This is a genomic window from Marinobacter sp. MIT932201 (genome assembly GCF_047123295.1).
Taxonomy (GTDB): Bacteria; Pseudomonadota; Gammaproteobacteria; order Pseudomonadales; family Oleiphilaceae; genus Marinobacter; species Marinobacter salsuginis.
On record NZ_CP138917.1, the window covers coordinates 1,691,549 to 1,704,236 of the forward strand.

General features: G+C 57.9%; 13 protein-coding genes. All 13 read left to right on the top strand.

Translation table 11 applies throughout. The annotated features are described in order from the left end of the window. The first annotated feature begins 53 nt into the window (after nucleotides 1-53). On the top strand, nucleotides 54-1,007 hold the full coding sequence (gene accA, locus SIC15_RS07680) for an acetyl-CoA carboxylase carboxyl transferase subunit alpha (RefSeq protein WP_069184522.1): 954 nt from the start codon (nucleotides 54-56) through the stop codon (nucleotides 1,005-1,007). Beyond that, nucleotides 991-2,340, top strand: a complete 1,350-nt coding sequence (gene tilS, locus SIC15_RS07685) for a tRNA lysidine(34) synthetase TilS (RefSeq protein WP_412537383.1) — start codon at nucleotides 991-993, stop codon at nucleotides 2,338-2,340. The genes accA and tilS overlap by 17 nt, the downstream gene beginning before the upstream one ends. Nucleotides 2,341-2,427: 87 nt before the next feature. Beyond that, complete coding sequence (locus tag SIC15_RS07690; protein ID WP_069184524.1) at nucleotides 2,428-4,056, top strand: CTP synthase; 1,629 nt, start codon at nucleotides 2,428-2,430, stop codon at nucleotides 4,054-4,056. Between the two features lie 2 nt (nucleotides 4,057-4,058). After that, the gene (kdsA, locus tag SIC15_RS07695; RefSeq protein ID WP_136629596.1) at nucleotides 4,059-4,904 is read left to right on the top strand and encodes a 3-deoxy-8-phosphooctulonate synthase; all 846 of its coding nucleotides are present in this window, start codon (nucleotides 4,059-4,061) and stop codon (nucleotides 4,902-4,904) included. Between the two features lie 180 nt (nucleotides 4,905-5,084). Further along, nucleotides 5,085-6,380 (top strand): phosphopyruvate hydratase, encoded by a 1,296-nt coding sequence (eno, locus tag SIC15_RS07700; protein ID WP_412537384.1) that lies wholly within the window; start codon nucleotides 5,085-5,087, stop codon nucleotides 6,378-6,380. 204 nt (nucleotides 6,381-6,584) lie between these two features. Then, on the top strand, nucleotides 6,585-6,857 hold the full coding sequence (locus SIC15_RS07705) for a septum formation initiator family protein (protein WP_069184527.1): 273 nt from the start codon (nucleotides 6,585-6,587) through the stop codon (nucleotides 6,855-6,857). Between the two features lie 6 nt (nucleotides 6,858-6,863). Further along, nucleotides 6,864-7,565, top strand: a complete 702-nt coding sequence (gene ispD, locus SIC15_RS07710) for a 2-C-methyl-D-erythritol 4-phosphate cytidylyltransferase (RefSeq protein ID WP_291907889.1) — start codon at nucleotides 6,864-6,866, stop codon at nucleotides 7,563-7,565. A 25-nt stretch (nucleotides 7,566-7,590) separates the two neighbouring features. Further along, nucleotides 7,591-8,070, top strand: a complete 480-nt coding sequence (gene ispF / locus SIC15_RS07715; protein ID WP_222464221.1) for a 2-C-methyl-D-erythritol 2,4-cyclodiphosphate synthase — start codon at nucleotides 7,591-7,593, stop codon at nucleotides 8,068-8,070. Next, nucleotides 8,067-9,116, top strand: a complete 1,050-nt coding sequence (truD, locus tag SIC15_RS07720; protein ID WP_412537385.1) for a tRNA pseudouridine(13) synthase TruD — start codon at nucleotides 8,067-8,069, stop codon at nucleotides 9,114-9,116. The genes ispF and truD overlap by 4 nt, the downstream gene beginning before the upstream one ends. A gap of 11 nt (nucleotides 9,117-9,127) precedes the next feature. Further along, complete coding sequence (surE, locus tag SIC15_RS07725; protein ID WP_222464222.1) at nucleotides 9,128-9,898, top strand: 5'/3'-nucleotidase SurE; 771 nt, start codon at nucleotides 9,128-9,130, stop codon at nucleotides 9,896-9,898. Then, nucleotides 9,895-10,551, top strand: coding sequence for a protein-L-isoaspartate(D-aspartate) O-methyltransferase (locus tag SIC15_RS07730; RefSeq protein WP_069184532.1), 657 nt, complete (start codon nucleotides 9,895-9,897; stop codon nucleotides 10,549-10,551). The genes surE and SIC15_RS07730 overlap by 4 nt, the downstream gene beginning before the upstream one ends. 2 nt (nucleotides 10,552-10,553) lie before the next feature. Beyond that, on the top strand, nucleotides 10,554-11,543 hold the full coding sequence (locus SIC15_RS07735) for a DUF368 domain-containing protein (RefSeq protein ID WP_412537386.1): 990 nt from the start codon (nucleotides 10,554-10,556) through the stop codon (nucleotides 11,541-11,543). Between the two features lie 336 nt (nucleotides 11,544-11,879). Continuing rightward, nucleotides 11,880-12,641, top strand: a complete 762-nt coding sequence (locus tag SIC15_RS07740; RefSeq protein ID WP_174805055.1) for a peptidoglycan DD-metalloendopeptidase family protein — start codon at nucleotides 11,880-11,882, stop codon at nucleotides 12,639-12,641. The last annotated feature ends 47 nt before the right edge of the window (nucleotides 12,642-12,688 follow it).

Here is a 12,688-nt window from a genome sequence, read left to right on the forward strand (position 1 = left end):
AAATTCTGGTTTGGCGGAGTACGTTCCCGCCTGGCAAAAAATGATGGAACATCATGAACCCTAACTATCTGGATTTCGAACAGCCAATCGCCGACCTGGAAGCCAAGATTGAAGAGCTTCGGATGGTTGGTAACGATACCGACATCAATATCACAGACGAGATCACCCGGCTGAAGAAAAAGAGCGTCAGCCTTACCGAGAGCATTTTCTCAGATCTCAAGCCCTGGGACGTTGCGCGGCTGGCCCGTCACCCTCGCAGGCCCTACACCCTGGACTACATTGAATCCATCTTTGAGGATTTTGATGAGCTGCACGGTGATCGTCGCTACGCCGACGACCTGGCTATTGTAGGCGGTACCGCCAGGCTTGATGACAAACCGGTGATGGTCATCGGTCATCAAAAAGGTCGGGAAGTCCGCGACAAGGTCAAGCGTAACTTCGGTATGCCCCGGCCGGAGGGCTACCGCAAGGCCCTGCGCCTGATGGAAATGGCCGAGCGTTTCAAGATGCCTATCCTCACCTTCATCGATACGCCAGGGGCTTATCCGGGCATTGGTGCGGAAGAGCGCGGGCAGAGTGAGGCCATTGCCTTCAATCTGGCGGTCATGTCTCGCCTCAAGACACCTATTATCTCCACGGTGATCGGTGAGGGCGGTTCCGGTGGCGCCTTGGCCATCGGTGTCTGTGATCAACTGAATATGCTCCAGTACTCCACCTACGCGGTGATTTCCCCAGAGGGCTGTGCCTCAATCCTCTGGAAGAGTGCCGAATACGCTGCCCAGGCGGCGGAGGCCATGGGTGTAACAGCTGACCGGCTCAAAGATCTGGGGCTGGCGGATAACGTGGTAACCGAGCCCCTTGGCGGTGCTCACCGCAACCCCGAAAAAATGTCGGAATCCCTCAAGGAGGTTCTGGCAAAAGGCGTCGCTGAACTCAGTCGCCTGCCACTGGATGAGCTGGTATCCCGCCGCTATGAGCGGCTGACCCGCTATGACACCGGGCGCTGAGCCCGGTTCCGGATTCACCTGGCCGGAGGCGCTGTGCGCCCCGGTCAGAGAACTCCCCGATCACGCCCGCCTGTTGGTTGCCCTGAGCGGCGGCCTCGATTCCACCCTGCTGTTACACCTGGCAGTCCATTGCCATGGTCATTCCAGGGCTGTCCGAGCGGTTCATATCAATCATCAGCTGCAGCCGAATGCCTCCGAGACCGAATCATTCTGCCGCGATCTTTGTGGGCGCCTGGGTGTCCCGCTTGTGGTTGAGAAGGTCACTGTCGGGAGTGGGGGGAACTCGGCTGGTGGCATCGAAGAGGCAGCCCGCAAAGCGCGCTATTCCGCCCTGGAAGCGATGGTTCAGCGGAGGGATCTGGTTCTGATGGCGCACCATGGCGATGATCAGGCGGAAACGGTGCTGTTCCGGATGCTGAGGGGCAGCGGTGTTGCCGGGCTGGCGGGTATGCCGTTCAGTCGTGCCCTCGGCCCGGCGACACTGGTCCGGCCTCTGCTTGGGTTTGAACGGGCCGAGCTTGAGCGATGGGCCAGGTCCGCTGGTCTGTCGTGGGTTGATGACCCCAGTAACATCGACCAACGATTTGACCGGAATTTCCTGCGCCACACGGTGCTGCCAGCTTTGCGGGAGCGCTGGCCGGGGCTGAATCGCAGGTTGCGCCACACGGCGGACGCCTGTGCCGAAAGTGAAGCGCTGAACCAAAAGCTGGCGGCCTTGCAGTGGCAGGCTGTCAGCGGTGAGCAGGACCGACTGCCCGTTGAGGGGCTGAAAACCTTAACTCTGGCGGAGCAGAAAAACCTGATTCGCTGGTGGGTTCGGGAGCGGGGGTTTCCTGTGCCCACAATCAGCAGTTGGCAGCAGGTTATGCAGGACCTGATTTTTGCAAGAGAGGATCGAGAGCCGGAGTTCCGGTCCGACGGTTTCAGTCTGCGCCGCTTTCAGGGCGATCTTTACCTGGTTCCGGATCACTCGCAGCTGCCGGATGTCCCCGTTACTCTGGAGCCGGGTCCCGGGCTGAGCTTTGGCGAATGGTTCCTGAAGCTGGAGCCGGCCGTTACCCCGGAAAGACCGTTGCCGCCAATACGGATATATACGAGGCAGGGCGGTGAGCGGGTACGTTTCCGTCCGGATGGTCCGTCCCGTTCGCTCAAGAAGTGGCTGCAGGAGATTGCGGTTCCACCCTGGGAAAGGGCCCGGCTGCCACTGGTTTTCGCCGGTTCCGGGGATGCAGCGGAACTCGTTGCCATTGGCGATTTATGGTGTTCTGAACAATACTCGGAAGGCGCCCATGCCGCCGGTTGGCGGCTGGTTGTAGAGCGGGAATGTGATTGAGTCAATGGGGCCTTTCTGGTAGTCTGGCGTCCCATCTTGAGATGACAATCTCCCTCCTTCACCGAACCAGACAATCACGGAATCTGCATGACGCGTTATATTTTCGTCACCGGCGGTGTCGTGTCCTCCTTGGGGAAAGGTATCGCATCAGCCTCACTGGCTGCGATCCTCGAGGCACGCGGCCTGAAGGTCACTATTCTCAAGCTGGACCCGTACATCAACGTGGACCCCGGCACCATGAGCCCGTTCCAGCACGGTGAGGTTTTTGTCACCGAGGATGGCGCGGAAACAGACCTGGATCTGGGCCACTATGAGCGCTTCATCCGTTCCCGGATGAGTAAGCGTAATAACTTCACCACCGGCCGGGTGTACGAAGAGGTGATCCGCAAGGAGCGCCGTGGTGACTATCTGGGCGGAACCGTTCAGGTGATTCCTCACATCACTGACGAGATCAAGCGTCGGGTTGTTGAAGGGGCTGCCGGCGCTGATGTGGCACTGATCGAAATCGGTGGTACGGTTGGCGATATTGAATCCCTGCCGTTCCTGGAAGCCTGTCGTCAGCTCAAGGTCGAAGTAGGTTCCCAGCGTGCGCTGTTCATGCATCTGACCCTGGTTCCCTACATTGCCACGGCTGGTGAGATCAAGACCAAGCCGACCCAGCATTCCGTCAAGGAAATGCGCTCTATCGGCCTGCAGCCGGATATCCTGCTGTGCCGCTCGGAGCATGAGGTGGACGCCAGCTCGCGTCGCAAGATTGCCCTGTTCACCAACGTCGAAGAGCGGGCAGTTATTCCTCTCCAGGATGCCAAATCCATTTATGCCATCCCGCGCATGCTCTACGAGCATGGCCTGGACCAGTTGGTTATCGAGCGCTTCGGTCTGGATGCCCGTCCTGCGGACCTGAGTGAGTGGGACAACGTTGTTGAATCGTTGATGAACCCCGAGCAGGAAGTAACCATTGCCATGGTTGGCAAGTACATGGAGCTCTTGGACGCTTACAAGTCCCTGATTGAATCCCTGCTTCATGCCGGCATCAAGACTCGTACCAAGGTCAATATCAACTACATCGATTCCGAAGATATTGAGCGTGACGGTACAGGCGCACTGGAAAGTGCTGACGCTATCCTGGTGCCGGGTGGTTTCGGCGAGCGCGGCGTTGAAGGCAAGATCCGCACCGTTCAGTACGCCCGTGAGAACAAGGTACCTTATCTGGGCATCTGTCTGGGTATGCAGGTTGCAGTTATTGAATATGCCCGCAATGTGGCAGGCCTCAAAGATGCACACAGCACGGAATTCCGCACGCACACGCCGGAACCGGTTGTCGGCCTTATCACCGAGTGGCTGGATTCTACCGGCGAGCGGGAAGAGCGTACGGAAGAGTCCGATCTGGGCGGAACCATGCGTCTTGGCGCCCAGGACTGCGTGCTGACCGAAGGCTCCACCATTGCCAACTGCTACGGCAAGAAAACCATTCAAGAGCGTCATCGCCACCGCTACGAGGTGAACAACCATTTCCTGCCGAGGCTGGAAGAGGCCGGGCTCCAGATCTCTGGCCGTTCATCGGATGGACGCCTGGTGGAAGTGGTCGAGGCGCCGAACCATCCCTGGTTTGTTGCCTGCCAGTTCCATCCGGAATTTACCTCCACTCCCAGGGACGGCCACCCGCTGTTCAAGGGCTTTGTTGAGGCAGCACTGGCCAGCAAGAAAGGATCCTGAAGATGGCGCAGAGCACCGTAAACGTATCGGGAATCGAGGTCGCCAACGACAAACCGTTTGTGCTCTTTGGCGGCATGAACGTTCTGGAGTCGCCGGAGCTGGCCATGGAAGTGGCCCAGGCTTATGTTGAGGTAACTGGCAAGCTGGGTATTCCCTACGTTTTCAAAGCGTCTTTTGATAAAGCCAACCGGTCGTCCGTGAACTCTTTCCGTGGCCCCGGCCTCGAGAAAGGTCTTCAGATCCTGGCGGACATCAAGAGCAAGTTCGGTGTTCCCATTATCTCTGACGTTCACGAGCCGGCCCAGGCCGCTCCGGCAGCCGAAGTCTGTGACATTATCCAGCTGCCGGCGTTTCTGAGCCGCCAGACGGATCTGGTGGTCGCCATGGCGAAAACCGGTGCCGTGATCAACATCAAGAAGGCCCAGTTCCTCGCGCCCCAGGAAATGAAGCACATCATTACCAAATGCGAGGAAGCCGGCAACGACAAGGTAATCCTCTGTGAGCGGGGCAGCAGCTTCGGTTACAACAACCTGGTTGTCGACATGCTCGGCTTTGGCATTATGAAAGCCATGAATGTACCGGTGATGTTCGATGTGACCCACTCCCTGCAGATGCCGGGCGGACGCGCGGATTCGGCCGGTGGCCGACGTGCCCAGGTGACCGATCTGGCGCTGGCGGGTATGTCCCAGGGGCTGGCAGGTTTGTTCCTTGAGGCCCATCCGGACCCGGACAAAGCCAAGTGCGATGGCCCCTGCGCTTTGCGGCTCAGCCAGCTTGAGCCCTTCCTGCAGCGGGTAAAAGCTGTGGATGATCTGGTAAAAAGCTTTAAATCGATCGACACCGCCTGATTGGCGGTGTTGGCGTTTTACGCGGACTATGGGAGCGAGCGGGAACGGCCCTGCGAAAATGTAGAGGGCCATGGATGGCCCGAAACAAGCGCACATGGATGTGCTCGTAGCGGTTTTCGCAGGGCCGTTCCCGTTCGCTCTGACTCCCGAATTTGAACATGAACTTGGAGACAGAGAAGAATGACCAAGATTGCCAACATCAAAGGCCGTGAGGTTCTGGATTCCCGCGGTAACCCGACTGTCGAAGCAGACGTTATCCTGGAAGACGGCACCATTGGTTCCGCCTGCGCGCCGTCTGGCGCGTCCACCGGTTCCCGCGAAGCGCTGGAACTGCGCGATGGTGATGCCTCCCGCTATCTGGGTAAGGGCGTGCTGAAAGCGGTTGATGCGGTTAACGGCAAGATTCGCGATGCACTGGTCGGCAAAGATGCGGCTGATCAGCGTGCTCTGGATCAGATCATGCTGGACCTGGACGGTACCGAGAACAAGGCCAACCTGGGCGCCAACGCAATCCTGGCAGTTTCCCTGGCGGCGGCCAAAGCCGCGGCAATCTCCCTGGGCAAGCCTCTGTATGCGCACATTGCCGACATTAACGGTACCTCCGATAAGTTCTCCATGCCGGTGCCGATGATGAACATCCTGAACGGTGGTGAGCATGCGGATAACAACGTGGATATCCAGGAGTTCATGGTTCAGCCGGTTTCCGCCAAGAGCTTCTCTGAAGCCCTGCGTGTTGGCGCGGAGATTTTTCACAGCCTGAAGAAAGTGCTGAAGGCCCAGGGCCTGAACACCGCCGTTGGTGATGAGGGTGGCTTTGCGCCGAACCTGCCCTCCAACGAAGCGGCACTGGCCGTCATTCAGGAAGCGGTCGAGAAGGCAGGTTACAAGCTGGGTACCGATGTAACCCTCGCTCTGGACTGTGCCTCCTCTGAATTCTACAAGGATGGCCAGTACCAGCTGTCCGGTGAAGGCAAGAGTTTCGATTCCGAGGGCTTTGCCGATTACCTGGCAGGGCTTTGCGAGCGTTACCCGATTGTCTCCATTGAAGACGGTATGGACGAGAGCGACTGGGAGGGCTGGAAAGTGCTGACCGACAAGCTCGGTAGCAAGGTTCAGCTGGTGGGCGACGACCTGTTCGTGACCAATACCAAGATCCTTAAGCAAGGTATTGAGAAGGGCGTGGGGAACTCCATCCTGATCAAGTTCAACCAGATCGGCAGCCTGAGCGAAACCCTTGATGCGATCAAGATGGCACAGGATGCCGGCTTTACCGCCGTGATTTCCCATCGCTCCGGTGAAACCGAGGACACCACCATTGCCGATCTGGCTGTAGCCACCTGTGCCGGCCAGATCAAGACCGGCTCGCTGTGCCGTTCCGATCGCGTTGCCAAGTACAACCAGTTGCTGCGCATTGAAGAAGCCCTGGATGGCAAAGCGCCGTACCGCGGCCTGAGCGAGATCAAGGGGCAGGGCTGATCGACTGATCTTGCCGGTTCTGGTTAAGTTTCGGGCCGGCAATCAGCGAAAAACTGTTAAGGCCATCGTGTTCCGAGCGAAAGCTTGGTTACGATGGCCTTTTTGTACAGGCAGTTAGAAGAATTTGTTGCTAATCTACTCTAAGGTCTATACTCAACGTCCGGCGTTGGCATTTTGATTGATTGAATTTGACTGGAATCGGCAATGAAGTTGCTCTGGACCACAATGGTTGTTGTTATTCTCCTGCTGCAGGTGCGCCTGTGGGTCGGGGAGGGCAGCTTTGCGCAGGTATGGGCTCTCGAGAAGTCCATCGCCGAGCAACGTGAAGAAAATGCCGAACTGGCTACCCGCAATGAACGTCTGTATGCCGAAGTCAGGAATCTGCGTAATGAGCAGGGCGCCGTTGAAGAGCGGGCCAGAATGAACCTCGGCCTGATTAGAGACGATGAGACCTTTTTCCTGGTTGTTGAAAACTGATTGTCTATGCCTGCTCCGAGACTTTGGCTGATTGTCCCTGCCGCCGGCATCGGCCAGCGTATGCAGGCCGAACAACCGAAACAGTACCTTCGAATCGGCCAGCGTTTCATTCTCGATATCACCCTTTCCCGATTGATGGATTCCGCCCCGTTTTCCGGCTGCATGGTGCCATTGCATCCGGCCGATCATTGGTGGCCGGATACCGAGGCCAGCGGCGATAGCCGAATCCAGACCTGCACCGGCGGATCCGAAAGGGCCGAGTCGGTATTGTCCGCACTGCATGCCCTGGCGGAGCAGATCAGGGATGATGATTGGGTCCTGGTCCACGATGCGGCACGACCATGCCTTCATACCCGGGATCTGTCGAACCTGATTGACCAACTCTACCACCACCCTGTCGGGGGGCTTCTGGCTTCGCCAGTGGCCGACACCCTGAAGCGGGCTGGCACAGGCGACCTGCCTGAAGTTCTTGAAACGGTGGATCGAAAAAATCTGTGGCGGGCATTAACGCCTCAGATGTTTCGCTATCGTATTCTGGTGGATTCACTGGAAGCTGCCCTTGCCGGCGAACTTCTGGTGACTGATGAGTCCTCTGCCGTAGAGTTTTCCGGTAACATGCCCGTTCTGGTCGAAGGACGGCCGGACAATATCAAGATCACCGTACCCGCAGATCTGGCCCTCGCAGGCTTCATTCTCAGCCGGTTCTGAATTTTCGGAGTTTCCGGAGTACATTATGCGTATTGGTCAGGGCTTTGATGTCCATGCCTTCTGTGAAGGCGACAATGTGATTATTGGCGGTGTGAGCATTCCGCATTCCCACGGGCTGAAGGCCCATTCTGATGGTGATGTCCTGCTGCACGCACTGGCGGATGCGCTGCTGGGTGCCGTAGCACTGGGCGACATCGGGCATTTTTTTCCGGACACCAGTGATGAGTGGGCGGGCGCCGACAGCCGCGACCTTCTGCGCCGCGTCATGACCCGGGTCCGGGATGAGGGGTTTGGCGTGGTGAATGTGGATGCCACCATCATCGCTCAAGCTCCTAAAATGGCCCCTCATATTGATGCCATCCGTCTGAACATTGCGGAAGATCTGGGCGTTCCGGCCAGTCGCGTTAGTGTGAAAGCCACCACCACGGAAAAACTCGGCTTTACCGGGCGCGGTGAGGGCATTGCCTGCCAGGCTATCTGCCTGCTTGAACCGGTGGATTCGTGAGTCAGTGGCGCCTTGACTGGCCCACGTCTGGCAGTGGGCGTGTTGCTTCGGTCCGTTTGAAGACAGCGCCCGGCGATTTCATTGTTGACGAGGTGCTGGAATTTCCGGAAACCGGCTCCGATCTCAGGGCAGACGCAATCTCCGGCGTCGGAGAGCATCTCTGTGTGAAACTGGAGAAAGTGGGCGATAACACAGAGTACGTCGCTCGCGAACTGGCCAAAATGGCGGGTTGTCGCAACTTTGATGTCGGCTTCTGCGGTCTCAAGGATCGACATGCGGTAACACGCCAATGGTTCAGTCTCTATCGGCCAGGGTGTGAAGCTCAAGACGCCGCCCTGATTGACGAAATTGATGTTCGATGGCCCGTTCTTGCGGCCTCGCGACAGGCCCGGAAATTGCGGCGGGGAGAGCACAGTGGCAATGGCTTTGTAATCACCCTGAGAGCAGTCACCGGGGAACGCGAGGTGATTGATCGTGCTCTGGCGCGCCTGGCAGATATTGGCGCTCCCAATTACTTTGGCCCCCAACGGTTCGGCAACGGTGGTGCAAACCTTGACCGAGCGGTGCATCTGGATCCTGCCACCCTGAACCGTCGGAACCGGTCCGGCGGAAAAGGCCGGGGTGGCAAAAAGCGCGCTGGCAGCGACGGCTCGAAAAACGTATTGTATTTTTCGGCGGCGCGCTCATGGCTGTTCAATGAGGTGCTTGCGGCTCGGGTAAGCGATGGCAGCTGGGCCGAGGCGGGGGCTACAGGCCCCTTGTGGGGGGACGGCGGCACGACGGCTTCCGGGGCACTGGGAGCTCTTGAACGGGACATTGTTGCGCAAACCCCTGGCTTGGCGAGCCTGTTCTCGGTCACCCGGATGAAACCGGAGCGACGGCCCCTGGCGGTAAAGCCCGAGAGGCTTGCCTGGCGGTGGCTGGCTGAGGACACTCTGGAACTGACGTTCTTTTTGTCACCCGGCGAGTACGCCACAACGATTTTGAGTGATATTTTCGAGCTTGAGGACATGAGCCTCAGCCGACATAACGAACAACAAGGCTAGCGGAGAACACTGTGCGTATTCTGTTGTCGAACGATGACGGCGTTCACTCACCGGGGCTAATTGCCCTGTTCGAGGGATTGAAGGGGCTGGGTGAGCTGGAGGTGGTAGCGCCCGATCGGGATCATAGCGGCGCCAGCAACGCCCTTACCCTCAATCGGCCTTTGACCGTAGAAGAGCATCCCAACGGGTTCCGCTCTGTGGATGGCACCCCGACCGACTGTGTTCATCTGGCGGTTAACGGGCTGTTCAAAGAGCCGTTCGACAGAGTCGTTTCCGGAATAAACACCCACGCCAACCTGGGCGATGACATTATTTATTCGGGTACGGTTGCCGCAGCCACGGAGGGGCGTCACCTTGGTCTTCCGGCCATCGCTGTTTCCCTGGTCAACGATGGCCACTTTCACTATGCGACGGCTGCCCGGGTGGTCCGGATGCTGCTCGAGAACGAGAGCCCTCTGGAGCTCGGGCCGCGCTCCATCCTCAACGTCAATGTTCCGGACGTCCCCTGGGAAGAACTGTCAGGCATTCGGGTAACCCGTCTCGGCCACCGGGAACGGGCGGAAGGCGCGGTGCCAATGACCTGTCCCCGCGGTAAGGAACGTTACTGGATAGGGGCGGCCGGTGTGGGCGGTGATGCCGGTCCTGGTACCGATTTCAACGCCGTCCGCGAAGGCTACGTCTCGGTAACCCCGGTACATATCGACATGACCCGGCATGAGGCGCTTTCGCGGCTTCGGGACTGGGTCGATACCCTTGCGGATTTGCCGGAGGGCCGGGGATGACCGCTCAGCTTGAAGGTATCGGGATGACCTCACGACGTACCCGGATGCGACTGGTGCAGCGCCTCAGGGAAGCCGGCATCGAATCGGACCGCGTGCTCGAGATCATGGGAGAGGTGCCAAGGCACATTTTCCTGGATGAAGCGCTGTCCCATCGCGCTTATGAAGACACATCCCTGCCAATCGGGTATGGCCAGACCCTGTCCCAGCCCTACATTGTGGCAAGGATGACGGAATTGATGCTCGCTCATGGGCCATCACGGGTGCTGGAGCTGGGAACCGGGTCAGGTTACCAGACCTCGGTGCTCTCCCGCCTGTTTTCGGAAATTTACAGCGTTGAGCGTATCAAGGCATTACAGGACAGGGCGCGGGACCGGTTGCGTCAGCTGAACGCCAGGAATGTGTTCCTGAAACACGCTGACGGAGGTATGGGCTGGCCTGAGCGGGGTCCTTTCGATGGCATCATCGTGACCGCAGCGCCCATTGAAGTACCAGGCGAGTTACTCGCCCAACTGGCAGACGGTGGCGTTCTGATTGCGCCCGTGGGAGAGGAAGACCAGGTGTTGGTTGAGGTAACCCGCAGGGGTGATCGTTTCGATCACAAAGAGTTGGAGCCGGTCCGTTTTGTGCCGCTGTTGGGCGGGGTTGTCCGCTAGTCATGGTTGATTCTGCAGTACCCAATTCGGATCCTGAAAGCGAAACCGGCCGTATCCATCATCCTGCAGCAGTTTTCCTGCGGGGCATTGCCATGGGCGCGGCTGATATTGTTCCAGGTGTCTCTGGCGGCACCATTGCATTCATTACCGGCATATACTTCCGACTGTTGGGAGCCATCAACGCGGTTCCCGCAGCGGTATTCCATGATCTGCTTCGGGGTCGCTTTGGCGCTTTCTGGCGCACTTGCGATGGAACCTTTCTGGCTTGTCTGCTGGCCGGCATCCTGACCAGCATTGCCACCCTGGCTTCAGCCATCAGTTACTTGCTGGTGGCCTATCCCATCCTGATCTGGAGCTTTTTCTTCGGTTTGATTGTAGCTTCAGTTTGGCATGTGGGGCGCCAGGTCCGACACTATGAGCCTTTACTGCTGATCCCGCTGCTGTTGGGCATTGCCTTCGCCTGGTGGATAACCACTCTCTCCGCCAGCGAGGTGGCACCATCCGCACTGGCGTTTTTCGGGGCCGGTGCGCTAGCCATCTGTGCCATGATTCTTCCCGGTATCTCGGGCAGTTTCATACTGGTGATTATCGGAATGTATGCTCCTGTGCTGGCAGCGATCAAATCGGTGGATGTGGGCGTTCTTTTGCTGTTTATGGCAGGGTGCGTGGTGGGCCTGCTATCCATTGCCCGCCTGATCACCTGGGCATTTCATCATTTTCATGATCTGGTCCTCGCCCTGCTGACCGGCTTCATGATCGGTGCGCTCAACAAGGTATGGCCCTGGAAAGAAACGCTGAGTTGGCGGGTAAACAGCTCTGGTGAAAAAGTGCCCTTGAATGAGGCAAGCGTCTGGCCATGGACCTTTTTGGAGCAGGCCGGGCAGGATCCCCAGATGCTACTTGCGGTGGTTATGGCGCTGGCTGGCTTCGGTCTTGTTCTGCTTGTGGAGTGGATTGGCTCAAGGCGCGGGCATGCCTCATCGTCGGCGTAGATCGGGGCGCTTGTTTTGCGAAATTGTTACCTAACGCACATATCGGGTGTTTCGTGAGGTAACAAGGGTGGCCAGCCAGTAACTTGGCTTCCTGCCTGAAATGTGCAATATATTAGCAAGTTACTATAAAAAGTTTAGAAACTGCTTCGACAACCAAAATGGTTTATACGGATTTTTCATAACTGGGTCAGTTTTATTCCTGTGAGATTTTTGCGTGGGCTAGTCAATGCCGTTTTACCGGTGTCCCCGCGGTTCCTTTCCGGTGCCTGTGAATCTTGTCGCCCTGCTAAAAAAACTCCGATCAGCCTGTTTCTCCTCGCTCCCCTCATAACTTTGATGCTGCTGTCTGGCTGCAATACGCCGGCACTGTACCAGGATGACATTTACAATCCCCCGGTTTATTGGGGTAGGCATGTAGTCCAGCCTGGTGAAACCCTCTACAGCATCGCCTGGCGGTATGGTCGGGACTATCGCGAGCTGGGTGACGCCAATGGGATTGGCCCGCCCTGGAACCTCAGGGCGGGGCAGGTGCTTCGTCTGGACCTTCGCGGAAATGTAACCTCGGGCAGTCAGACTACCACGGCTAGCAGACCGGCTGCTGCGGTCTCCAAAACCCCGAGCCGGGCCTCGCCGCCAAAGCAGACAGCCGCCACGGCACCAAAACCTGCGGTTACCAGGGCGCCGAGTAAAGGCGCGCCGCTTGCCTCGCAGACACAGACCGTGGCCCGAATTGAATGGCGCTGGCCGCATATTGGCACTGTAATTGCTGGATATTCAACATCTGGAAAAGTCAATAAAGGTATTGATATTGCCGGCCAAGCCGGGGATGCTGTAAGAGCAGCAGCCACCGGGAATGTGGTCTACGCCGGCAACGGGTTGCTTGGATACGGCAATCTGATTATCGTGAATCATAACGAGCACTATTTGAGTGCTTACGCTCACAACCGGAAGATTCTGGTGCAGGAAGGGGAGGATGTGAAAGCCGGGCAGGTGATCGCAGAGCTCGGTAGCAGTGGCGCTGAACGACCCATGTTGCATTTTGAGATTCGGAAGAATGGCAATCCGGTTGACCCAGTCCATTATCTGCCACCGCGCTAGGAAATGATGCAGTCAGCAGGCTGCCCAGATCTCACACCCCGGCACTG